The organism is Syntrophus buswellii, assembly GCF_046097065.1.
Taxonomy (GTDB): domain Bacteria; phylum Desulfobacterota; class Syntrophia; order Syntrophales; family Syntrophaceae; genus Syntrophus; species Syntrophus buswellii.
The window spans coordinates 3,221,573-3,246,093 of sequence record NZ_CP175563.1 but is presented as its reverse complement, the minus strand read 5'-3'; the positions used below and the strand labels follow the sequence as shown (position 1 = coordinate 3,246,093).

Below are 24,521 nucleotides of genomic sequence, written 5' to 3'. Positions count from 1 at the left end.
GATTCCGGCCCGGATTCAGAGTCTTCCTGACGACGGCAGGAAGAAAGTCCGTTGAGTTTAACCCCAAGACCATCTGGAGAAAGAAGAAATGATCAGCCTCAGCCTCAATCAAACGATAGCAGCAGAGAAGACTCGCCAGATCGAGGATTTGGTAATCTGCGGCAGACTCTGGGATATCTATGAAAAAAACACGACCCTTATGTCCGTCCTCCGCCAGATGTGCGCCGCTGGAGCCGGAATTTCACTCGAGTGGCTCAAGAAATGCGCTGATGCAGTCAACGAGCCTGACCTTAATAAATTCTTTGAAGTCGTCTTCCGCAACAGAAAGGGTGATAAGTTGCTGGACGAGGTCAAGAACATGGATTGCTTCGAGGGAAAATCCCCCACCAGGGCCAAATTCGAGGACATGCAGAAACGCCCGGAGGTCTGGTTCAGGGATATTGGGAAGATCGGCGGCTGGTTCCGGGTCCAGGCCGAGCTGTCGGAACATATGTGCACATTCATCCTCGATCAGCTTGGCCTCAGACGGGACCCGGACATCGATACCCTCATGGCCAGGTCCCGGTTCGAGACATCCGACAATCCCCTCGTAACGAAGTACCTGAAGCTCATAGCCGGTGCGCCCAAAGCGCCCAACCCGGTCCGGGACAAGCATCGCATTCAACTGATGGCTGCGATTCTTGATCGGGAGTACGAGGGGCGGCTCAGTCACCAGGCCAGGCTTGTGCAGCGTTACCTTAAAGGTCAAGGCGCGACGCCCGGGGGCAGAAAATACAAAATCTACGCCTATACCGCAGAATGGTTCGCAAAGTGGCAGTACAAGGGCGACCCGGCAGCCGGAGCTTACCAGGCGAAGCTCGAGGAGGTACGCGGCTCAGAGTACGAGCTGCAGCGTGCCCGACGAAGCGAGAGCAACGTTCCTATCCCGCGCGAGCTGCGGCCATACATCAAAATGCCGTCGCACAAGAAGAGCACGATTAATATCAATAATGACTCTGATTGGCAGTTCGCAGGCATCACCAAATGGCGGCAGATGGAATGGGACCGTCTATGGCAGATCTCTCAGCTTTACGGGCTGCCTCGAGGCGCGACGATCTCGGGGACGACGACGGACCACCAGTTTGCGATCTATGAAATACTATCTCGCGTCGAGTCGATTGGAACAGAAGACAATGTCCGGAGAAATGTTGAAAATGCTGTTCACATGAAGGGCCTCGCCGAACGCATACAGATGTTCCTGCCCTACATCCATCTCATTCCCGTCATCCAGATGGGCGCCCAGATGCACCATTCCGTATGCGAGATGGGGACAGCCCTTTCTCTGAACGACTTTATCGACTACCATGTCGGTTACTACACAACGTTACTCCCCTCTGCCGGTGCGGGCATGAAGGTCTACAGTTCAACCTTCGACCAGGCAGTCAGACGGGCGTTAGCCGACGCCGAAGCAAGGGTGACACATCTGTATGCCATATCGGAGAACAAGCGCAGAGGAATGTCCCCGACGGCGCATGCCGCCTGGGCTTGCTCGAATGATCGGGACCGCGCCAGGCACAAGGCCAGGGCGGCGATCAATCCGGAGACCGCCCACGTGTTCGAGCAGATCCCTTTTGACCATGGGGTTGATTTCATTCTGAAAAAAGCGAAGGAGATCGATGCGAATATCCATTAGCCCGACCGAAAAGAGGGGAAAGGGATGGTTTTCCCTCTTTCGTCATCTTCTCAATCCGGGCTGAAGTTCCCGCTCAGAACGCAACCGCGGAATCCTCAGGCTTGATGTCCAAAAACCAGGTGAACAGGCCGTCCTTAATCTGGAGGATGACGGCGCTCTTGATGGGATCTCCGGAACCTTCCCTGAACTTCATCGTCCCCGTGACACCTTCGTAGTGCGTCATTTTTGCCACGGCATTGCGGAGTTTTTTCCGGTCCACTGTTCCGGCAGTCTTCAACCCCTCCCAAAGCAACCCAAGGGCATCGTAGGTCAAAGCGGCCACATCATCGGGAATCTGGTTGTACCGTGCTTGGTAATTGTTGATAAACTGTTTTGCTGCAGCGGTCGAAGCATCCAACGCATAGTGGCCGCTGAAATAACAGGATTCGCAGTCATAGCCGCATTTCTCCAGCAGCTCATAATTTCCCCAGGAGTCACTGCCGAGAAAGGAGGCCGTCAGGCCAATTTTTTTTGCAAGATGGATTTGAAGAGGTATTTCCCAATAATAGTTGGGGAGGAAAACGATCTCTGGACGAGCCGCCTTGATTCTTTTCAACTGATCCGCAAGGGCCGTATCGCCGATTTTGTAAGTTTCAAAGGCCACCACCTTCCCCCCGCTCTTTTCAAAGGCATCCCGAAAGAAATGGGCAATGACCGATTTGCCGCTTTCGTAAAGCACAGCCCCTTTTTTCAGCCGCAGTGTTTCAAGAGTAAATTCCGCAAGGACACGGCCTTGAAACAAATCGTTGTAGCAGGCCCGAAAGACGAATTTCTTCGGTTTTCCCGACGTCTCGTCAAGCGTGGACCAGGGAGATGTGGACCAGGGTGAAATCAGCAACGTTTCATTCTTCTCGGCAACGGCTCCCGCCCGCATCACATAGCGGCTGGCGTTCGGTCCGACGATGGCCACCACATAGTGCTTGCGGATCAGGTTAACGGCGGCCTGTTCAGACAGATCCTCTCTGCCGCCGTTATCCTCCAGAATCAGTTCTACGGGATGCCTCTTTTTATTGATCAAGAGACCCCCGCCTTCATTGATTTCATCAGCCGCCATCTGGGCGGCCTTGCGGCAGGATGCCCCGACTGCCGACATATCACCGGTGAGCTCCGCTATGACGCCGATTCGAACGGGTTCCCCACGATCGGAGCAGCCTGTAACGGACAAACCCAGGATGGTCAGCAGAAGAAGAGCGGAAAATAAAATGCTTGTCCTCATCATGGCCGACCTCGGTAGCGGAACGCCAGGATCGTAATATCGTCCGATTGCGGCTCCTGGCCGACAAAATGCCTGACGGATGTCAGGACGGAAGAGATCAACTCCTCCAGTGTCGAACTCTGGCAGGAACTTACCGTTTCGAGGAGCGCCGCATCGGAAAACAATTGTTTTTCTTCGTTCATGGCTTCGGTAATGCCGTCCGTATAAAGGAGCAGCGTCTCTCCAGGCTTCAGGGTCATGAGGCTCGTGTCATAGGAGGCATCCTCCATGATTCCGAGAATTAACCCCGGCGGAACTTCCAGCCAGCGCGGTGCGCCCTCCGCAGGCACCAGCACGGGGGGGTTATGGCCTGCGTTGGTAAAGCGCAGATCCCCCGTCCTGAAGTTCAGGATCCCGCAGAACAGGGTGACAAACATGCACGATTCATTGTCTATGCAAAGCTCGGCATTGACGGCGTTGAGGATTTCCGACGGCTGGATTCCCTGGCTTGAGCCGATGCCCTTGATCAGGGTTTTGGTAACGGCCATGAACAGGGCCGCGGGGACGCCTTTCCCGGAAACATCGCCGATGGAAAAGAACAGGTGTTCGTTATCGATCAGGAAAAAATCGTAGAGATCCCCTCCCACCTCCCTGGCCGGTTCCAGAGCCGCAAATATTTCGAATTCCTGCTTTTCCGGGAAGGGGGGGAACTTCTTAGGCAGGAAGCTCATCTGGATGGTGTGGGCAATCTTCAGCTCGCTTTCAATCCGTTCCTTGGCCGCGGTTGTTTCAGCCAGGTCGCTGATATAATCTTTCAAAGCGGTCTGCATGTCGCGGAACGACCGGGTCAGTTCCCCCACTTCATCCTGCGAAGCCGTGGGCGGTATATCGAGGTCGAGGTTTCCCCTGGAAATTTCCTTTGTCGTTTCCGCAAGGACCCGCAGGGGGCGGGTCACATTTCCGGAAATGAAGATGATGGCGAAAAAGAGAACCGACAAACCGGCGGCGCCGATGGCGAGCTTCACCCGGTTCAACCTTTGGATCTCGGCAAAAAGGATCTCGTCCGGAAAGACGATGCCCATGGACCAGCCCAGGGAGGGCAGCGGCGCGTAATATATCCAGATCTTCTGGCTGGCATAATTGCGCGTGATCGAGACGAATCCTTCTCCTCCGCGGGTCATGTGGCGGCCGATCCGCCGCAGCTCTGGATTATCGAGGGCTTCGGCAATGCTGAAGACGCTTTCCCGCAGAATATAGTGCTTGTTCGGATGGATCACAAAAACGCCGTTTCGAGATACGAGGAACGCGTAACCCGTCTGTTCCGGGATGAGTTTCGCGACGATATCCAGAAGCCAATCCAGGGAAATATCCGCGGTGACGACGCCCGTAAAGGTTCTCCTGTTGTCGACGTACCGGTAGAAGGGAACGGAGTAGGTGGCCATGGGGATGTTCCCACCCCCCTCGTCAAAGTACGGTTCGCTCCAGACGGCGCGCCCCAGCTCCCTGGGGATCTGATACCAGTCGAGATGAAAATAGTCGTACTGCGAACTTCCCAGGGCGATCCTTTTGAGCGTGTTGCGTTCGCGGAAGATGTAGGGGGCGTAATAGAGCGTTTTCCCATCAAAGGCATAAGGTTCAAAGGCGACAGCGGAACCGAATATTTCCGGATTGGTCGAAAGAAAATTTTCCATCTCCCGCTGCAGGGGCAAATCCTCCAGATTCTGGGTGGCCAGCGAACGGGCGACATAGGTGGGGACTTTCTCGATTCCGTTGAGGGTTGTCTCAATCTTGTTGACGGCGGCCAGCGTCAGGTTTGCCGCATTGATCTGGGTATCCCTGAGAAGCTGGTCCCGTGAGTAAAGGTAGGTGTAGCCGAAGGCTGCAAGGAAAATGAAGGCCGTGCAGGACAGGATGACGCGGGTCAGTTTAAAGGCGAGGCCGTGTTTAATCATGGTAGCCGTCACGCAGGCAGTCGACGTAAAAACGGTCGAAGGGCTGGACCTGTCGAATAAGGCCTGCCTTGAGAAGCTCTTCCGCGACCGTCTGATAGCCCCCGGACTCCAGGACGCCCATGGGGACCCTTGAACCTTCCGGCAGGATCAGGTCCTTCATCCGGTCAAGCATCCACTGCTGATGGGTCCGGTTGGTTCCCGTATGAGCTTCGGCTGCGTATCTCATCACGATGTCAAGCGCCTCCTTGCGGTGCTCAAAGGCGTAGTTCCAGCCCTCCACCGACGCCCTGACGAAGCTGCAGTACAGGGCCGGGTCCCGACGAAAGGTTTCCTCGAGAACATAGATCCCGTCCTCGGGAAAATTCAGGCCGTACTGGTGAAAGAAAAAAAGGGTCAGCTCGTTTTCATCCCACCCCGCATTGAGAATGGCGTGGTATTCGTTGTACCACATGGCCGAAGCGGCATCCACACCGCCCCGAAGAAAGAGGTTCACCGTCGTCCCCTGAACCACGGGGCGGACGGTAATCTTGTATCGGCGGAAAAAAGACTGCGGCTGAACGCTGAAACTCTGCCAGAGGCTGACCTTCCTGGAATTCAAGTCTTCCGGCCTGGAAATTCCGCTGCCTTTTTTGGCCACAAGCATGTAGCCGGAGCGTTGAACGATCTGGCCGATATTGATGAGTTGAACGTTCCGGTCCCGCTGCTGGATGGCGTCGGAAAGAAAGAGCGTCGTCACGTCCGCTTGTTTCCGGGAGAGCATGACATCGGAGGGAAATCCCGGCCCGCCCCGGAGAATTTTGAGATCGATGCCGTGCTTTTTATAAAAGCCCTTTTCATAGGCCACGTAATATCCGGCGAATTGGGCCTGGGGCAGCCACTGAGGGAGAAAGGTCACGGTCTTCAGTTCTCCTGCAGCCGCCAGAGCGGAGGACCCGAAAAGCAGCGCGCCGAGAAGACAGCCGACCGGCAGGATGTATGAAAGGAGTCTGCGGAGCATGGAGCATTTCCTCGGGGAAGCACTGAAGTGTTTTTTTGCGTTCATGGGCGGACCGTTCTGAGAGGACTTCACCATGTCTCATCGGATTCCTGGTCCGAAGAATCTTCCCGGTACTGGTCCTCGTCCTCTGAGCTGTCCCCGCGGGGACCGGGGTATGCGTGCCCTCCGGTCCCACCGCAGGCGTCGAGGCCGACGAGCGCCGGATCGAAGTCGACGAAGCTCTCCAGATCTACCCGGTATAAATCCTTCAGGGATTGCCATGCCGCAGAGGTTTTGTATTCTTCAAAAGCCGTCAGTTCATGGATATGTGCGGCGGACTGTCTCACAAAGGGGGTGAAGAGCTTCGGGAAGTAGATCCTGGGATCGAAGTCGGCAATAATGGCGTTGACGTCATCGGCGACGATGGCGGCACTGGGATATTTTCCTTTTGAAATCAGCTCGTCGAAGACTTCCAGTTTGCGTAAAAGGGCCGTCAGATGATAAGAGCCTTCCGCATGATCCGCCTTTTCTCCTCTGGAAGAGTCGGGGATGGAAGCCGGCCTGCCTTCCTCCTGTCCCGTCTTTCCTTCGCCCGGCTTTTCCTCTCTTGGTGCGGACGGTTCATTTCCTTCCGGTGGATATTCCTCGTGTGCCTCTTCGGTTGCCGGTTCAGGTGCCCGGTAGACAAGGCGCTCAAAAGCCTTCAGCCAGTCGCTGATCTTCCCCAGGCCCTCGAGGACGGGAGCGGCCGCGTCTTCCAGGGTCGCCCCCAGGACGCGGCTCAGCTTTTCGCCCGCCTCCAGGGACTCCCGGACCGAATCGCTGGAAACGGACGAAACCCAGTCTTCGTAAAGGCGGCTCTTCCTACCCTCTTCGTACTGAAGCGTTTTGAGAATCTGTCGGACCAGCCAGTTCAGGATGGTCTGGATATGCCTGGCCCGGTTTCTCGTCGGGCCGAGGGCCTCCAGGTTTTCGCCCAGGAGGTCTGCCAGGCTCCGATAGATGTCGGTCAGGGCCGGGATGCCCTCTTCCATGAAGTGGCCGTAGAGAACATAGCCGATCATGCGTATGTCGTAGATGTGGTCCTCCAGGATCGCCTCCGCCCCCGCCGCCGCCTCCAGATAGCTGCCCTCCTGCACCAGGGTGGCGATGTCCGTAAACCTCGGATCGGTGATGTCCAGGCCGGGTTTCTCTCCGACTTCCAGTGTCCCTTGTATCAGTTCAATCTTCATGGGGTCTCCCGTAGATGAAAAAATTGGCTAAAGCAACTCTTTTCTGATCCTTTCCAGGGTGCTGCGGTGCCGCGCACGGGCAATTTCCAGGGCCGTTTCCGGATCCGTGGCCAGGCAGGCCAGACAGATCTCAAAGCCTTCCACGGTCTTCAGGTTGGCGGGCAGGACAGGACGCCGGCAGGCCTGGCAGACCAGGCCGACGGCCTGGTCCCCCGCACCGGCAGGGACCTCTTCTGCTTCAGCGCGATGTGCGGCATACTCCGTGGGAAATGGCTTAGGCTTCCGGGCGATGATCTCCTGAAGGCAGTGGTAGCAGTCGGGACAGTAGGGATGGCCGTCGAACTGCTTGCTGCCGATGAAGGGGATTTGCCTGCCGCAGCCATAACACTGAACGGGGGTGCTGAAGTCCACGCGGACCTGCATCACCGGCGGCTTCTCCGTCTCGGCCATTTCCTGTTCCCTTTCCCCTGTTTCTGTCGCGGGGGGGATCTCCGGTTTTTTGATCAGGTTTTCATAACACTGGCGGCAGAGGATCATCCCGAGGAGTTCGCGGGCGGCTCCTTCTTCAAGCTCCTTTTCGCAAATCAGGCATTGCTGCGGTTTTTCCGCTGCCCCCGCCTCGGGCGCAGCGTCCGGGGTTTTTTTCTCCTCCTCGGCCCTGGCGAACAGGGCTTGAAAACACTCCAAACAGAAAGGCCATGAGGCGACCTTTTTGTACTCTTTTCCGGAAAGGTCGATGCCGCATTTTTTGCATTCCATAGCACTCCCCCCTGATGTTTCCCGCGGCGATGGGCGCCGGGATTATTCTGAATTTCCGAATGACTGCCCGATATGCCCCCTGAAGATACGAACCCGCCGGTAGGTATCCTCGTCACTTTGAATCCGGTCATAACCCAGGTAGGTTTTCTCGTGAAGGCGCACCCACCTTTTCTGGGATTTTAAAACAAGGAGAATTTCCAGGTCGATCCCAGCCTGTCGCAGGACTGGAAAGACCAGGTTGGTGAGCCGGTTTTTTATCTCCTTCGGCCAGGGCACCCGGGTATCGGTCATCTCCTCGTCGCTGTAGAAGGTGATTCTCCGGCCGTTAATGGGGACACGGGTTCTGCTGCCAAAGACCGCATCAAAGCCGAGCGCGGTTTCCCCCAGGCGGATCGGCCGCGTCTGCACGTCACTGCTTAACACGGCATTTTCAACCTGGACGCCGATCTCGGGAAAGACCTTCGAGAAGAGCCAGTGCAGTGTGCCGATGGATCTGATATTAAGAATCTGGAGATAGCGCCTTTTGGTCAACTCCCAGTCCGGGAAGAAAAAGGCGTTGATTTCGGGATAGATGTTCAGGAGATAATTCCGGATCAGGCAGTGATCAAAATATCGAATAAAATCCACAAGCGAGGCCCGACCGGATTCTTCCTGGTCCATTTTTTTTCTGAAGTAGGAGGGCAGCGGGGACTGGGCGCTCAGAAGGCCCATGTTCATCGTAATGACCGCCTCTCGAACCGGTTCGGAGTAGAACTGAATGCCCTGGATCAGGCCGGGCTGTGAACAGGTGCTGTTGGAACTCCGGAACCGGATGTCTTCCGGGGCGTAATCCATGGTCTTCAGGAGATGCAGAAGCGAGACGATATCGAACTCATGGATTGCTCCGGATATTTTTTCCCTCAGGCCCGTCATGGATCACGATCCTCCGATACGGTATGTCCCGCTCTTTTCTTCCTGCACCGGGCGCGCACGGCGGCGAAGATCTTATCTCCCCTTCCCGTTGGGGCGGTCGATTTCATAAGCGTCCAGAAGATCCTCGAGCCGGTTCAGGGCCTCGTGAAGAGCGGCAATGTCTTCCGCTCGGGGCTCCGTTTTTGAGCCCTTCGGAAACACGCGGCACAGGTGAAGATGCAGCTCTTCAAGCATCCGATTGACCACGACGGCCTCATCCCCGGAGAAGCGTCCGGAAACGAGCGTTTTCAGGTGTTCAAAAAGCTCCAGGGGAGACGGTCCTTCCCCCTTGGCGGTGGCGGATCGGCCTGCGGGCTTCGGGGCCTTCTGCCAGCGTTGGCTCAACCGTTCCGGGGAAAATAGTTCATCGATCTTGTTGGGCATGACCTTCCTCTGCTTCCTTAAAAGCGCCCGGGGCGGCCAGGCGGGTTACGGCTGGTCGATATTCGCCAGGATCAAGAAAAAGAGATAGGCGAACACAATGACGCCCACCGCTATCAGGTAGTACCAGTAGGGCGAATAAAACCGCTTCAGCTTCACATTCTCGCCGCCTGCGGCAGGCGGCGGAGGGATCTCATCCTGCTTGAGCTTCGCCTGAAGCTTTTTGAGATATTCCGTTATCTTCACGGGATTGTTTTCGTACCGCCCGCGGAATCCGTAACGGATGCAGAAGAAATAGACCTCATAAACAAAGGTGTTGGTCTGCGGCTTCGACAGGATGTCATCCAGGATTTCGTAAAAGACTTCACCGGCATCTTCGAGGTCGAAGAGCTCCTTCTGGAGAAGCGGCCAGCTGGTGTTGAGACTGTGGAGAACATTCGTCTGGATCAGCTCGTCAATTTGAGCCACCACGGCGAACAGGACCATGTAGGTTTCCCTTCCGGAATAGTGTTCGGCAAGCGTCGCCTGAAGAAAGTCCAGCTGATTCCTGAGTTCCGCGCGGATGCGCACCATGTCGTCGATGCTCAATGCCCCCGGTGCCGCCTCCGGCTTTCTCTCCATCTCTTCGCGGTTTTCTTCCCCGGCGGCGGAAAGCTGCTCTTCCGGAACGTACAGGCTTCTCCCGCAGAGCTTTTCCATGCGGGTATAGAGTTCATGTATGGCTTCCCATGACTTATTCTTCATTTTTCTTCCTTATCTGAGGCATGCCGGTTTCAGCGTCCCCGATCTCCTTTCGGACTTCGACGGTGGCGCCGGAAATCCACGCGTTAAGGATATGTTCCACCTGCGTCAGGAAAATCTCCATCAGGGGTTCCCTGCTGGGATCGTACTCTCTGAAGCGCAGGATATATCTATGTTTCAAAAGCCCTGAAAAGCGGGTTTCCGGCAGCGGGGATTTTTCAACCCGGACATCGGCCAGCAGGTCGCAAAGGACCTGGAACTGTTTCTGCCTCGTAATGCCCATCACCTGCAGGATGTCGATCAGGTCATCACGGCTCAATGTTTCCCGGTTGGTCAGGGTGAGAAAATGGAGAAATCCCTCGATGCTGTCCTGGAAGAGGTTTTCGGCATGGGGGACCGGGTTGACGAGGAGATCCCACTTCAGCCCCGTCGTTCTGCGGCTGTAGGGGGTGGCCGTCAGCCTTTCCGCGATTCTGGCACTGAACCAGGGCTGGAACCAGAGGGCGTCGGTCACGATGGTTCTCGGCTTTTCGAAGGCCTTGGGGAAGTGGAGGTGGAGGTAATGGCGCCTCCGTCCCTGGGGGTCCATCGATTCCTCGGTCTCGTAAGACGGGGCCGATCCGGAAAGAATGCCCGGCTTGACAAAGGCCATGCCCTCTCTGGTGACCTCATGGACACCCGTTACGGAATGGATTTCGAATCCGTAATCCTTCTCCGGGTGGCGAATCGCATAGCGTTCCTGAGTCCCGTCGCAGATGACCGGCTGGGCCGTGCCCTGACGGAGGTTCATGGCGGGGATGGCAAAGAGCTGGAACACATCCCGGTTCAAGACAAGATTCCGCGGCCATCCGGGGTCAAGGTCGAGCAGGAGGGTAAAATCGCTCCAGCTTCCCGGAGACCGGGGGACCTGAACATTCAGGAAGGTTTCCTGCCAGGGGAAGTGGAAGAAAATCCTTTCCCTGTGCAGGGGATGGGCATGATCATCAGCCGCCCGCGGCATTCCAAAGGATACGCCGCAGGGGGCTCCGGAGGATGTTTCGGTGGCTTTTTCGTTGAAGAGGACGGACACCCTCCTGAGGTGGCGTTTGAGGGAAAAAAGAACCATCTGGGAGGATTCATAATTGTTGAGGTGGTTGATGAAAAAGCTCATCTGTCCGATGTCTTCACTGCGGGCAAAGAAGGCGCCGAAGCGAAGGGCGATCCGGAATCCCTTGTCCCGCAGCAGCATGGAGAATCTGGCAAGCTCTATCGGCAGGATGCGAAGGTCTCCCAGGGTTTGAAAGACCGCTCCCCCACCGGATTCCGGAGAAAGAATCCATTCCGATCCCCTGGGGAAGATCACGGGCTCTACAAACTGCCGGCTTGGGAGAGCCTGAAGGATGGCCATAGAGGGGATGGGAGCCAGCAGGTGAGGGAAAAACTGCTGGAAGATCCTTCGGCTGACCGCGCTGATGCTGCGCGAACCGGCCAGCCGGGTGCGCGCCGAAAAAAGGGCCATCGCCTCGATCAATCGCCTCACGTCCGGGTCCTCACGGTCCAGAGGAACGCCGGGGTGCAGGGATGCGTAGGCGATGCGGAAATTTTCCAGGGCGTTCATCTCTTCCAGGAAGATTTTATACAGGCCTTCGTCGATTCTCATGCTCGCTATCTTTTCCGGTTTTCAACCTATATTGACATTGAAGCCTTTGAGGTTTCCGATTTTCGATTTCAGATCCAGCGTCGCCGACGCGTCAACGGTAATCATGGCCCCCTTCATTTCCGCGCTGGTTGTGCCGGAGAGCTTCAGGCTCATCCCGCCGATCTTCGTTTCCGAGGAACTCTCCATGGCGGAATTCATGGCCTTGTACGTCGCGTCGCTGACGGCGGAGGCATTCAGATTGCCCTTGCTTTTGATCGTGAAATCCTCACCGCTTTCATGGGTGGTCTCCTTTTTGGAGACGCAGGTGATGGTTTCCGCATGGAGCGTAAAGGCCTTGCAGTCAATGTGAATCCCATCCTCCTGCTGGGTGATCGTGCTGGTTTCATTCGCCCCCTTGACGGTCGCCGTAATCTTCGTTCCATCCATGACCACCGTCTGGGTGATCTTTCCCTCGCCGTTCTCCACCGTCAGGACGATCCCCTTCTTCTTGTCGAGCTCTACCCGGCAAACCAGGTTTCCCATAATCGCAATCCTATTTTTCTTCTGAACTCTCCTCTTTGGTCTGGAGAATAATGGTTCCTTCCTGCAGCTGGATGATTTCCGTATCATTGCTGGAAGAACGCTTCACGTTGAGCTGGGGTTTGTTGTCCACATACTCATGGCGAATGGAGGTCTGGCTGTCCTCGCTTTTCCCGAACAGAATCTGATTTCCCTGCGTGTCCAGGGGCAGCTGGCCGCCCGGACGCCAGTCCAGAAATCGGACAATCCGTGCGCCGTGAAAATCGAGCTCCACAAGCACCCGCTCGTCCTTGTAGGCCGGAAAATAAAAGTGCCCTGGTGCAAAGAGAGGCTCAAAGGGGCAGACAACCTGCAGGTCGTCAAAAATCGGAATTTTAACCCTGTAATGGTTCTTCTCCGCCTCCAGCTTATCGCCGACGAAGGGGATTTTTTCCGCCTGCTGCTCGAGCATCTCCTCCGTTTCCTCGCCGACAAAGGGGATATCGATATCGTACTCCGGATATTGATAGAGCTGATAGGTTTCTTCCTTCTCCTGCCCCTCGTCGCTGACGATTTTTCCCTCCACCTGGATGGGGTAGGCCGGGGCCTTGAAGGGTGGCAGATTCAACGCCCGTTCCCCCTTGAGCTCCAACCGGGAAGTCATCTCCATTCTGTAGGTCGCAGACATCATATTGTGATCGGCATCGGGGGCATCATGGACGGCATGGGCCTCGAGGGAGATATCCCTTACCCGGTATTCCTTCCCCTTGAGAAAAATCCTTTTGCTCCAGAGGCCGCCTTCGAATTTGACAAAGGTGCCCGGCCGGTAGGTGAGGAGGGGAAAACGCCGATGGGTCAGCAACAGCTCATGCTGCCGGCTTTTCCGCTTTCTTGATTCAAGCCGGAACGCTTTTTCAAAATTCCCGGCGTTTGATTCCAGCACCAGAACGTCCCGCCTCAGGTCTTTCTCCGCCGTACTTCGGCTTGTTTCCATTTCCTGGGGATCTTCCGCCACGGCATTGAGAAACCGGTCATTGCAGCGGGAAGTCTCAGGAAAATCGATCCGATGGTCTGCGACTTCCAGTTCGCTCATGGCAGTCACTTTTCCATCCTGTTCCTTTGATCCGGACAGGGTGTACGAGTTTGTCCTGCCTTCATAAGTGAAGACGCCGTTGTAAGTCGCCGCGTACCAGATGATGAAGTCATAAAAGCTGGTTGGTTCATCGGGGGAGCCCGGCGAAAGCGTGCTGACGGCAAATTTTTCATTCAAGAATGACCAGTCATACGTCAGATTCACTCCGTCCGCCTTGTTGGCTTCGATGAGCTCCTTAACGTCTTCATCAACCATCAGATCACAGGGAAAATGCTGACGCCAGAGGACATGGGCAGGATCGGCAAAATCAATCTGGTAATGCCGATAAAGAACAGGATCGCCCTTCAGGTTTACATTCTCAATGGTGAGCTCCGTGAGAATCGCTTTGTCCGTTACAAATCCCTGCAGAGTCAGGGGTTCAATCTTCGTGTCCCTGGGCTTCAAATGCGGCTCGATATCCAGTTTGACCTCGATCAGATCCTGTTCCACAAACCTGGAGAAAAGGGGATCGTTTTCCTTCCCCCTGGCCGTTGCCGATGAAATCCAGAACTCCAGGCGTGCCGTGTAGCCGTAAGGGTGTATGGAAGCCGTCAGGAACTTGATCTGACCGCCCGGCACCTTGATCCTGTCCATGCCGATCGTCAGGGCCAGCGTCATTTTCAGGCTATCTTCGAACATTTCCCGCTCCGGGTTCATGAGTTCTTGATGTGAAAGTCATGGTGCACCGAGTTGAATTCCATGAACAGCTCCTTCTGAGTATCCTTGACCAGGCATTCGATTTTAAAGGAAATGCGGAAAGGATCGGGATGGTCCTCGACGGAGATCTTCACCACCTGCAGCCTCGGCTCGTACTGTTCGATGTTGTGTTGAACTTCCTCCATGATGACCGTGGCCAGCTGATCGCGGGAGCTGAACTGGTTCATGTCCCGTATGCCGAAATCGGAGAGGAAGCTGCCATAGCCCTTCTTGGTATTGAGGACGTTATTCAGGTTTTCAAGAATATCCTGAATTTCGTCTTTTTTGCCGGTAACGGAGCGGTCTCCGAATTTACTGAATAGGGCCATCGGGATTGTCCAGCGACTGAAATTCCAGGAAACGGTTACTCGATACGCCAGAATATATAGAAGGCGGTATCCTTCAGTTCCGGCCGATTGTAAAAAGCCACGACCTTTTCATTCAATGCATTGTCCCATTCCTCTCCCTCCTTGAGCTGATAGAATTCCACCTCTGCTCCGAAGGAGTGCTGAAAGGAAGGGTGCTCCACTTTTTTAAAGGGAACGCCCTGGAGGGCCATCTTGTGTACGACGGGTAATCGTGAGAGACAGGCCAGTTTGACTTCGTCAAGGGAAAGCCTGCTGATGACCCGGTCTTTCTGCGCAAGGAGATACACATTCGTGGCCTGCCGGATCTCATCGGGCAGTTTGACCTTGTAGATGTTGTCGCTCAGTTCAAAGGGCAGGTAAGGCGGCAGGGCCCTCACCATCTGCATCTGCGTGTTGATCAGATCTAGAATCGTCTGCAGAAAGGCAAGCTGATCATGGTTGTAGGGGGACGTAATGTTTTCCGGTGTCGTATTCCTGTAGAAACAGACCTCGGTATACAGGGTTAACAGCTCTTCGCAGAGAAAGAAGGGGTGGAGATGGACCTGGGAACCCAGGTTGGCCAGCAGGCGCTGGGTCCGAAAAACGCTCTTCAGGCATTGCTTGACGCTGGAAAGACTGTCCCCGCTCAGGTAGGATACGGCATCCATGTAGAGATTGTATTGAAAAAGGGCCAGAGCCTCGGAGAGCGAGGCCATTTCGCTCCTCAAAAAAGGGGAGGTTCCCACCTGCAGCAACGGGGGAATATAGTCCCGCGAAATCTGCCAGACGCTCTCTACGCTTTTTCGAAATTCGGCCAGCTTCAATGTTTCAATGGCACCACGGTAATCCTGCTCCGAAGAGAGGGCCATCCTGTGCATGATCCTCGGGATCCTTTCGTCGACCTGGTCGCCCCAGCCTTCCGGGCTGCTTTCGGCGGTAGGCGTGTCGCCGAGAATGTGCAGATAAAGGGCTACATTCGCCGTCCCGGGAAGGTTCAAGTTGAACGGAGAGAGACCGGCATTGCCCGGAATGCTCAGCAGCAATCCCGAAGACAGGACGATGGTCATTTCCTGTACGGAAAAAATTCCTTCGCCTAAGAGCGTCTCATTCAGGATCAGCTTTCCGATCCCGTAGGCAGGCAGCCCCTGCATACGGAACCGTTGTACGGTGTTTGCCAGCAGCGAATCCTCCATAGCCGTCAGATGTTCCGGCAGGAGGGTCTGTCCCATTTTCCAGCTGACTCGTGCTAGTTTGTCATCCATCTCTTTGTGCCGCCTTGGTGATTCTAAGAATAGAAGTTTTCAGAACCGATCGGCTGCCCGCCACGGCGGGCAACGCCCCTCCCTCTTCCCCTTCCCGGATGGAGGGGGCGGAAGGAGAGATGACACGCCGATCCCCCTTCGTGAATGGCCCTTCTGCAAAGGGGGCCGCTTTTGACAATGGATCATTTGGCCACTTCAACGCCCCACTTTTTCGCGAACTTATCAGAAACGGAAACAGCCAGATGAATGGCCATGTCAAGATCCTGAGGCATGACCCCAAGAGAAAAAGAGAAGTTCTTGGGCGAGACGACTTCCATGGACTGGTCCATATCGATGCTCATAGCAAGTTCTCCACCCGATTTCAGGACAAGCCCTTTGAGCTTCGTGTCGTTGGTGTGGAAGCACTTGTAATATCTCTTCTCCTTGGGATCGTAGTCGTAGATGTTGAAATCAAAAAGGACCTCCGTATTGGCCAGGCTTTTGTGGGTCAAGGTCGCAATTTTTGTCTTATTGAAATTGGAAACCTGGCAGGAAAACTGAACCGGATCGGCATAACCGCCGGCCCAATAGATCGACGATACGATACCGAAAACCTTAACCAGGTTTGAAGCGTTCTCCGGGTTGCTCACATTCAGGTCGGAATCAAACTGATCGTTTCCGATCTTGCATGAAACAATATGCCCTACGAGAACCTGCTGATCCTTTTGAAAATTGAATCCCTGTGAAACGCTGCAGCTATAATTTGATTCAGCCATGATGTTTCCTCCTCTTGGAAGTTAAAGGTTATTTTCTAAAGCCGGGTGTCTAGCCGGAGCTCGGCATCCATCCCTTCAAACTGGATATGGGGAAGGATCGCTATCCTGCAGTCATACCATCCGATCATTCCCGGCCGTTCGGTCACCTCCACGGATGCCGCCTTGAAAGGATAGAAGCGCAGCGTCAGGTCATCGGGATCAACGACGGTCGTCACGTACTGGAAGATCCAGTTGCTCAGCGTGTTCTGGATATACTGGGCATCTGCATTGCTGCCGATGTTGTCCCTCATGATGGATTTGACGTAATGGGCGATTCGAGTAATGGAGAAGGTGTAGGAAAGATTGGTGACCAGTTGGGCATTCTCCGAGTCCTTCGGATCCTTGAACTTCCTGGCCCTTTTAAGCGACTGGCAGCTGAAGAAGCAGGCATCGGCGGTACCCTTCCGGTAGATCAGGGGAATAAATCCGCAGTTGGCGTACTCCAGTTCGCGATAATCCGGAATGGCCATCTCAATAGGGATCTTGATTTCTTCTTCGCCACGCAGATTGAAGGTGTGCACGGGAAGACCGGTTACGAGGCCGCCGCCTTTCGGACCGCGTATATACTGGCACCAGCCGGACTGGGCAAAAGAGCGCACCATGTTCTGGGCGAAGAGCATCGCGGCGCTGCCCCAGACGTAGTCCTCGTCATTGCTGCCCCGGATCTTCTCCTTGAAGGTGATCTCTCTGCAGGGATTGACTTCCGGATCATAGGGGAGACGGGTGATATACCTGGGCAGGGTCAACCCGAGATAGGCCGCCTGCTCGGAGTCGCGCAGTTTGTTCCAGGCTCCGTATTTCGGATGGTTCATGAGGCCCTCGAGGTCTTTGATGGCGGACAGTTCCTCAATGGAGTCGCAGCCGAAAAATTTCGGCGAAACCGATCCGATAAAGGGGGCATGACTGGCCGCGGCGATTTTTCCCATGGTCGTCAGCCAGAAGACGTCGTCAGGCGATTGGGTAAATTCATGGAGGCCGATGATGGCGCCGAAGGGTTTCCCTCCGTACTGATCGTATTCGCTCACATAGACCTTTTTGAACAGGGCGCTGCTGGTAATATCCACGGCATTGGCTTCGAAATCCTCGTAGAGTTCGTCCTTACCCACATCAAGAATATCAATCATGATGTCGGCCTTGAAATTGGTGTTCAAGACCAGATCGTTGAGCGAACGCCAGGCGGATTCCATCGACTTGAAATCGTCATGATGGATGATCTCGTTGACCTGATCGATCACAACCTGATCAATATGGGCGATCAGTTCCTGGATGCTCCCCTTGTCCAGACGTTTTGAGGATCTATCCACATTGAGCAGCAGAGCGGCCATCCCGGAAAGGAATCGGTCTTCGTCGCTGACATCTTCTTTTACGACCTGGAGATTTTCCTGAACCATCGGGACCGGTTCCTTGAGCTCGGTGCTCAGGCGCATGCTGGAAAGGAATCGTTTGAGATCCAGCTCTTCAATTTTTTCTTCCGTTTTTTCAACAGGTTTTGTTTTATCAGTCATTTGACTTCTCCTTGAAAGCGGTTGTTCTATTCTCTGGTTGGACAGGCAGTTCCCGGGAGAATCATTCGGGGTTCCCCTTATTTGTTACCTGAAGGAAGTTTCATGCTTTCGAAGCCTTTCAACTGCTCCAGCATTTTCGCCAGGGCCTCCTCGTTGCCCATTAATTCATTGAGCAATTTGCGAAACTCCTTCCGGTTGTCTACATTGGAGATGACTTCTTCCAGGAGCCTCTTCACCTGGAGTATCCCTCGAAGCTTGGGCACATGCTTGGCCACTTCGTCAGGAGAAAAAGATCTCATGCTGGTGATGGGAACGTCGACATTCATATCGTCCGATGCTGCGGGGTCAATCTTGTTGGCTACGGCAAACTTCAGAGACATTCCCATGTCCTTCATGACCGCATCCGTGTTCGTGCCGTCAAGATTGCGCAGGCGCCTCTCCTCGAGATCCACCTGCCGGTCCTGGGAGCTTCCATGGGAAAAATCCCCTTCGACCAGAAGCCTCAGCGGCAGAGTCAAATCTTCGGGCTGCCCGTGGATTTCTGTCTTGTACCTCAAGGTAAGACGTGATTTTGGAATTTCATCCTGTATGGCCATGTTTCCTTTATCTCCTTTCGATGATTGGATTATTGTATGATTTCGTCTGCCGGTCCGGCAGATAATTCTGCTGAACGCTCTCGTTCAATGACGCATTTCCTCAGCCGGGTCAGGATGGCGAAAAGCTCCCTTTTCGATCTCCGGGAAAGTGTTCCGGACAGAAAGGCATTTCGGCACCAGGCATGGTCCACCTCGGCCGGGGATAGAAATCGTGGATACAGTGGAAGAAATTCCATGCGATCGGGCAGAAACTCTTCCCCCATCTCTTCGGCCAGGGTTGTCCGGATTTCCGACGTTACCCGGGCTTCATTCAACTGGGCATCGGCGCCGCGGAAAACAAGGAGCACCATGCGCTGTCCGTTTCCCCCGTCCATCCGGGGGACATCCGCGAGGGAGCAGAAGAAGCCGTAGCGGGCTTCCAGCTTCCTGAGCGTCGCCAGGATTTCGTCCACGGGGAATGTCCTCCCCTCACGGTGCCGGGTGGAAACGCCGGAAAAAATCCATTCCTGCCCGCTTCTGGCGATTCGATCAGCCGTGGCCTTCTGCTCTTCTTCCGGTGCGCCGGTTGCTGAGAGCGTGTAGATGCCGAAATCCTCTGCGGAAGCCTCCTCCGCGCCGGACAGAGCGCCGAGGCTCCAGGTGCTGCCGGGAACAGGCAGGACCGTCATATGTGCCGACCCTTTCCTCCGCACGGAAAAGAGGGAGCATCCTCCCACGGCGGCGCTCCACCTCAGATTAAAGGCAAAGGACCGTTCAAGCTTGAGGTTCCGGATGAAATGATACCACCGGTCCATGTCCTGGGATTCCGCCGGGTTGCGAAACCATGATTCCCAGCAATCCTCTGCGGTGATTCCCCGCTCCAGGAGGATGTCCCTTACCTTCGGGCACACCCCGAAGGCCTTGAGCGGATGCTGCCCGACAAGCTCCGGCCGGGCTTCAATGTCCTCCGGCGTAAGGTGAAGGTAGGTTGCTCCGCAGAGCAGACCGGCCAGAAGGAGGGCCGGGGTGGTTTCCATGGCGTGGAATCCCGGTGCCGCGTAGATCTGACCCGGACCGATCCCCAGGGAGATCATCGCATCTCGCAGGGCGCACAAATAGGCCGAATCGCTGGTTACGTCCGAAAGGGTGCCGGGGTCGCTTCCGCAGGGATCGAAATGGCGGAAAACGACCTGGCCGGACAGGTACGTAAAAGGCCGCTCTCGCCCGTTGGAGAGACCCGTTCCGCGATCGCCTTCCGGCAGCACGCGCCTGTTCCATGCCGGAAGCAGCGCAGCCTGCCGATCTTCCATGGCAATGTGGTCGGGTTTGAGGGCGTCGAGCCTCCTTTGCAGAAAACCCATTCCCCGGGGAGGCAGGAAGGAAATGACGCATCCCGCCTTCAGGGCCGCCAGCAGATCAACGGTCATTTCCAGGCCCATGTTCCTGATGATGCAGAGGGTTTGTCCCGGCAGGACACCGAGGCGGGCCCAATGGCTTGACCTGGCGGCGGCAAGGGAATCCAACTCGCGGTAAGAAATGCCTTTGATTCCGGTGGCCGGTTCATACCAGCACAGGGCGGGTTGGGAACGATTGCGGTTGCGGAGAAGCATGTCATGATAGAAGTTATACCCGTTAAAAAGGGAACTGGTTCCCTGCACCGTGACATGCGCATCAAAAGCCCCTTGGAGAGAGCGCCAGAACTCGCCTGGATTGCGGTAGCTGACCTCCAGCCATCCCGGGCTCCGGTATGGCTGCTGACTCTCCAGGCGCAGATCGTTCTCAAGAGAGGCGATGTCTAAATGCTGCGGCATGATCGCACCTTCACGTTATCGACAGACCGTTCACGGCAGGGATGCCGGAAAGCAGGTCCAACAGATTCCCCTGGACCTCTTCCACTTCGTTCTTCTTCACGTTGATCCGGTATTCCTTCTTCAACGGCCCCTCGAGGATCACTTTCCAGTTTTCGCCGGGATTGGTGAAAAGGACATAGACGCCGATATCCTCTTTGCCGGGCTTGATGACCTTTATCTGCTGCTTCTGTCCGGGCAGGATCATCTTGACGGCCAGGATGCTTTCATTGGGCTTCCTGGCAAAGGCCATATCGGAGATGGTCTCGTACTGGTCGATGAGGAATTCCATTTTATTCACCCTGCGAATGACGACATAGGCGAGCCGCTCCTCATTGGCGAGCGCATCGGCGGCAATGTCGAGCGTGATGTAGTCCACCTTTGCGCCGCTTTTCAAGCCCAGAAAAGCGCACCCCATGAGCGAAAGCAGAAAAAGGGCCGTTAACGCTCCGCTTAGAAACCGTGCAGGTAAGGCTGATTCCTTATAATGTGCCATGAGATACCCTGTTGGCCTCGCATTGTCAGCGGGGCAGTTTAAAGACGCTCCACGGATCACCCTTGATGTCGAAGGCGATATCCAGGGATACCCCTTCTCCATTGCCGGCCGGTGACATGATGGTCCACTGCACTGTCGAAATGTTTCTGTTTCTGTCGAAGGCCGCCGGCTGTTTCGCCTTCTGGAGAAGGCGGTAAAAGCTCCAGTATGAAGGCGGAACCTCGATCGTTCTCTTGATTCTGGCCGATCTGCTCCGGCCCGCGAACTCGATGCCCACAGCCGCACTGGACGGGTCTTTCCAGGAGCATCGTATCCTCTTCCAGGATGGCTTCTGATTGAAGCCAAAGACGGCGGAGTCGCCCACATACAGATAGGACAGAGCGGCCAGCGGCTCCCGGGGAGGCATCAAGGGAAGGGGGGCGGGGCGAACCATGAATTCGAGGAATTTTTCCTTTCCGTCCCTGTCCCAGAGGACATCGCCAAGCTGCTCGATGGCGTTGAGAGTCGGCAGCATCGTCTCGGGAAGCTTCAGGACGTTGTAAGGGCTGCTTCTCTTCCGCCAACGTTGTCCCTCTTCTCCGCAGTAGGGCAGGAGCAGGGCCTGAAAAGACCGCCGGAAATGCCCGGCGGGGTGTGTCGCATTCCGGAGCTCTTCAATGGAAACGTCCTCACCGGAGGCGGGAAGAAAGGGAAATTTATGCTGCAGGGGCTGGATGTCGGCCTGCCGGAGCTCTTCCCATGTTTTCGCGATGTCGGATTCAATCTCGGCCATACCCAGAAAATAGGCCTGCCATACCGGCGCCAGAAAAATGTCCTGCCAGGGGCGGGGCACGGCGACACTCTCAAGCCAGCGCTTCACCAGGTTCACGTAGGAGTCCTTTTCCTGGTCGAGGATTGCAAACGCGATCCGGCCGAGGGGAGACAGGCGGTTTTTGAGCAGGGCATGAGATTCCTCCTTGTCCCGCTTTTCACCCTGTCCCTGCTGTTCCTGGATATCCGCCAGCATCTGCTCCATCAGGGCTTTGTATCGATCCAGCTCCGGAAAGGTTCCCTTCTGCTCGCCCATGAGGCGCTTGATGAAATCGAATTCCGATAGATGCCGGGAAAAAATCTGCATGTATTCATTCGTACCGGGATCAATCCGGATATTATCCTGTATGCTCACCAGCACCTCCCGGAGGGGTGACGAGGGAAGGACCATCTGGCTCAATACAAAGCGGAGTGCCCCCGGGGATCCGGCCTTGATGTCGAATTCCATGTAATACCTTCGGTAGGACTGGGCATAGCGACGTCCGTAGATGTCAACTTCCTTGAGAAGGAAATTCGTAACATGCTTTTTGCCCTGGGGGTCTATCGGCAGACTCTCTATGAGCGCGGGAAGTTCCGACAAGATCGGCCGCACCCTTTTTTCGACGGCATCCCTCGTAAATCTGCCGTCCACTCGCGCTGAACCGATGAACAGGAAGCGTCCGTCATTGGACGGGTTCATGATGAGGTCATCAAACTCCTGGTCCGACGGAAAAAAGAGCAGGCCGTCCTGGCGCTGATGCTGATTCACAAAGTCCCGTAGAAACGCGTTGATCCTGCTGCGGTTGATGAGGTCTTTCCACTGTCCGGCGCTGAGGCTGAAGTCTTCGCCGCCCAGGGAAAAACGGAAGGTCCAGTCTTTTTCGGCCCGGGGATCCTTGTAACTGAGCATCACCTTGAGGTTTTCGAGCAGGCCGGCCAATCCGGAACCCGGCGCCGTCTCAGGATAATTCATGCTGGAGTTCTTGATGAAGTTCAGGGAATTTTTGATCGCCTCCTGCCGGAGTTCGGATTCCTGGATCACGATCATATCCAGGTGGATATCCGGCGGGACCTCTTTTTTCAGCAGCTTCGCCAGCCGGACCGTGAGGTCGTAAAGCTCCATCTGCTGGATCACTCCGAGAAATTGCTCCGTGTCCTTCTGGAGCTTTTCGAATTCCATCCTGCTCATGAACGGCTGCTGGCAGAAACGGCGGATTTCCCTGAAGTACGCCATCCAGCGGTTGGGATCATCCACGGCGCCATGGGACTGACGGAAGGAAAGCTTCTTCCCGGCCAGGGAAACATCGGAGGACGAAACATTGTTGTGGACGTAGTCCTCGATCATGGTTCTTGGCAAATTAAGGATTTTTGACCAGGAGGTGGGATTTTGCTGAATGAGCTGCCCCAGATCGTTGTCCCGTGTGGCATAGATCAAGGCCAGCAGATAGACGGCCCTGTCCTGGGCGGCATGAATGCTGCCCTTGTAGTAATGCTCAAAGCCATGGATGGTGATGACCGCGCCCGTCGGAGTCTGCGGCTTGGCCGCCATTTCTGTGGCCAGCCTGTCCAGTTCCGGAAGCAGATAAAGCTCGCGGATGTTTTCCATGGAGCGATGCGTGATTTCCCTGTTCCGTGATGAAAAAAAATCGGGCAGAACTTTGGTGACGGGGTGCTGATCCGCATAGACTGCGGGCAGAAGCTCGTGCATCCGCTGATCATATCGGGCGGGGGGATCCGTCTCCACGCGGTCCAGGCCTCGCTGTCGCTCGACGATCAGGCTTCGCCCGTGAAAGTATGCCGCCCCGAAAAAAAGCAGTCCCGCCAGGCCTATGGCGGCTGCTGCCAGCCGGTGCCTGCGATGCGGGTCGATTTTTGAAATTTCCTCCGCCGTCAGCAGGGGGGCGAAGGGATTCAGGACGGGGAGATTCTCTTCAGCCTGTGATGTCAGGTAGAAACCGGTGATCTCCGGTTCCAGCGACAGGGGGTCAGCTTCCTGAAGGCTTCTGACAAACAGGGAGAGATCCTGAAAAACTCTCGGAGCCTGGCAGAGAAAGGTCATCGCCCTGAGGTACTGGTCCGCCGGAAGCGAGATCAGCGCGCGGGTCAGGTGTTCTTCGCAGGGATCCAGACATCCGGAGAGATCATAACGATCCGTTCTGGCAGTGGGATCCTGCCTCTGTCCTTCAACGGGAGTTCCGGGGCTTCCGGAACGGTCCCTGTCCCCGCCTGCCGAGGGCCATTCGAGCTTCAGGGGGATGTTGCCCTGGGCCAGAAACCTGGAAAATTCCAGGAATCCCTCGAATTGGTCCAGATGGGTCAGGACAAGGCGCACGGGGATCGGTTTTTTACAGATCTGTCCGAGCAGGTTGATTTTCCCCCGGATCATCTGCGCCTTCTGCCGGAGAGATTCCAGGTGGCCCGGTTCGTCCGGCGAAAGCTCCATGGCGTTTAAGGCAATGACCACGGTGGGTTTCCTTCTCCTGAAGAGGGGTTTCCAAAGTTTCAGCAGGGCCCGGCGGGCAGCCTCTGATGTATCGTCCAGCAGGGACGCCGGTATTTCCTGAACCAGGACCTTTGACCCGAGGTAGATCTGCAGCAGGGGGTTTGCGGTGAAGCTTGGATAAAACTGCCGCGCATGCCCCTGCCAGTCCGTGTAACGGTCAATCAGGGTGCTTTTTCCCGAGCCGGCCTGCCCGAACACGATGAAGTGCTCATAGGTCATGATATTCGGCCTGATCGACCAGGGGATTGCTTTCAGAAATTCCTTCCATATTCCGGTAAGACTCGAAGCGGGCATCTCCTTCTTCAGGGCTTTCCGCTCCGCGGAGGACCCGGCCTTGATCTCCAGGGTGCCCGGATGGCGGCGTTTTCTGATCCGGTAATAGACGAGCAGCCCCACCAGGATCAACAAAACCAGTGCCGCAAGAATGGCGAGAAGAGTCGGCCAGTTGTCCAGTGTGAAGAAATTCCGGACATATCCGGTTATCCGGGAAAGCGAATCCATAGAATATCCACCTTCATGAGCTGATGAAAACAGGCTCCG

The 24,521-nt window shown here is 55.5% G+C and carries 20 protein-coding genes; 1 reads left to right on the top strand and 19 read right to left on the bottom strand.

Annotated features, from left to right (window positions below):
• Positions 1-88 precede the first annotated feature (88 nt).
• Entirely contained in the window at positions 89-1,672 is a 1,584-nt protein-coding gene (locus tag ACJ77P_RS14570) for a hypothetical protein (RefSeq protein WP_408998650.1), read from the top strand.
• A 73-nt stretch (positions 1,673-1,745) separates the two neighbouring features.
• On the opposite strand, the gene ACJ77P_RS14565 is transcribed toward ACJ77P_RS14570, so the two are convergent.
• From ACJ77P_RS14565 to ACJ77P_RS14475, 19 genes are all read right to left on the bottom strand, one after another.
• Positions 1,746-2,930: an ABC transporter substrate-binding protein gene (locus tag ACJ77P_RS14565; protein ID WP_367360904.1), complete on the bottom strand. Its 1,185-nt coding sequence runs from the start codon at positions 2,928-2,930 to the stop codon at positions 1,746-1,748.
• Complete coding sequence (locus ACJ77P_RS14560; RefSeq protein ID WP_408998649.1) at positions 2,927-4,858, bottom strand: SpoIIE family protein phosphatase; 1,932 nt, start codon at positions 4,856-4,858, stop codon at positions 2,927-2,929. Before ACJ77P_RS14560 ends, ACJ77P_RS14565 begins: the two co-directional genes overlap by 4 nt.
• Entirely contained in the window at positions 4,851-5,900 is a 1,050-nt protein-coding gene (locus ACJ77P_RS14555) for an ABC transporter substrate-binding protein (protein ID WP_408998648.1), read from the bottom strand. The genes ACJ77P_RS14560 and ACJ77P_RS14555 overlap by 8 nt, the downstream gene beginning before the upstream one ends.
• Positions 5,901-5,923: 23 nt before the next feature.
• On the bottom strand, positions 5,924-7,066 hold the full coding sequence (locus ACJ77P_RS14550) for a type VI secretion system protein IglI family protein (RefSeq protein WP_408998647.1): 1,143 nt from the start codon (positions 7,064-7,066) through the stop codon (positions 5,924-5,926).
• 27 nt (positions 7,067-7,093) lie between these two features.
• Complete coding sequence (locus ACJ77P_RS14545) at positions 7,094-7,825, bottom strand: hypothetical protein (protein ID WP_408998646.1); 732 nt, start codon at positions 7,823-7,825, stop codon at positions 7,094-7,096.
• Positions 7,826-7,867: 42 nt separating this feature from the next.
• A complete protein-coding gene (locus ACJ77P_RS14540; protein ID WP_408998645.1) occupies positions 7,868-8,737 on the bottom strand; it encodes a type VI secretion system baseplate subunit TssG in 870 nt (289 codons plus the stop codon).
• A gap of 72 nt (positions 8,738-8,809) precedes the next feature.
• Entirely contained in the window at positions 8,810-9,160 is a 351-nt protein-coding gene (locus tag ACJ77P_RS14535; RefSeq protein ID WP_367360910.1) for a hypothetical protein, read from the bottom strand.
• A 45-nt stretch (positions 9,161-9,205) separates the two neighbouring features.
• The gene (locus ACJ77P_RS14530) at positions 9,206-9,901 is read right to left on the bottom strand and encodes a DotU family type IV/VI secretion system protein (protein WP_367360911.1); all 696 of its coding nucleotides are present in this window, start codon (positions 9,899-9,901) and stop codon (positions 9,206-9,208) included.
• Positions 9,891-11,537 carry a type VI secretion system baseplate subunit TssF gene (locus ACJ77P_RS14525; RefSeq protein WP_408998644.1) on the bottom strand — a complete coding sequence of 549 codons (1,647 nt, stop codon included), beginning with the start codon at positions 11,535-11,537 and terminating at the stop codon, positions 9,891-9,893. Before ACJ77P_RS14525 ends, ACJ77P_RS14530 begins: the two co-directional genes overlap by 11 nt.
• A gap of 21 nt (positions 11,538-11,558) precedes the next feature.
• Entirely contained in the window at positions 11,559-12,059 is a 501-nt protein-coding gene (locus ACJ77P_RS14520; RefSeq protein ID WP_367360913.1) for a hypothetical protein, read from the bottom strand.
• A 10-nt stretch (positions 12,060-12,069) separates the two neighbouring features.
• Positions 12,070-13,806 (bottom strand): hypothetical protein, encoded by a 1,737-nt coding sequence (locus ACJ77P_RS14515; RefSeq protein WP_408998643.1) that lies wholly within the window; start codon positions 13,804-13,806, stop codon positions 12,070-12,072.
• Positions 13,807-13,820: 14 nt separating this feature from the next.
• Complete coding sequence (gene tssE, locus ACJ77P_RS14510; RefSeq protein WP_367360915.1) at positions 13,821-14,192, bottom strand: type VI secretion system baseplate subunit TssE; 372 nt, start codon at positions 14,190-14,192, stop codon at positions 13,821-13,823.
• A gap of 35 nt (positions 14,193-14,227) precedes the next feature.
• Positions 14,228-15,472: a type VI secretion system baseplate subunit TssK gene (gene tssK, locus ACJ77P_RS14505; RefSeq protein WP_367360916.1), complete on the bottom strand. Its 1,245-nt coding sequence runs from the start codon at positions 15,470-15,472 to the stop codon at positions 14,228-14,230.
• 182 nt (positions 15,473-15,654) lie between these two features.
• Positions 15,655-16,227 (bottom strand): hypothetical protein, encoded by a 573-nt coding sequence (locus ACJ77P_RS14500; RefSeq protein WP_367360917.1) that lies wholly within the window; start codon positions 16,225-16,227, stop codon positions 15,655-15,657.
• A 35-nt stretch (positions 16,228-16,262) separates the two neighbouring features.
• Positions 16,263-17,771, bottom strand: a complete 1,509-nt coding sequence (tssC, locus tag ACJ77P_RS14495) for a type VI secretion system contractile sheath large subunit (RefSeq protein WP_367360918.1) — start codon at positions 17,769-17,771, stop codon at positions 16,263-16,265.
• 77 nt (positions 17,772-17,848) lie between these two features.
• Positions 17,849-18,367, bottom strand: a complete 519-nt coding sequence (gene tssB, locus ACJ77P_RS14490) for a type VI secretion system contractile sheath small subunit (RefSeq protein ID WP_408998642.1) — start codon at positions 18,365-18,367, stop codon at positions 17,849-17,851.
• Positions 18,368-18,396: 29 nt separating this feature from the next.
• Positions 18,397-20,157, bottom strand: coding sequence for a hypothetical protein (locus ACJ77P_RS14485; protein WP_408998641.1), 1,761 nt, complete (start codon positions 20,155-20,157; stop codon positions 18,397-18,399).
• 10 nt (positions 20,158-20,167) lie between these two features.
• Positions 20,168-20,689, bottom strand: coding sequence for a hypothetical protein (locus ACJ77P_RS14480; protein ID WP_367360921.1), 522 nt, complete (start codon positions 20,687-20,689; stop codon positions 20,168-20,170).
• A gap of 25 nt (positions 20,690-20,714) precedes the next feature.
• A complete protein-coding gene (locus ACJ77P_RS14475) occupies positions 20,715-24,482 on the bottom strand; it encodes a hypothetical protein (RefSeq protein WP_408998640.1) in 3,768 nt (1,255 codons plus the stop codon).
• Positions 24,483-24,521 lie beyond the last annotated feature (39 nt).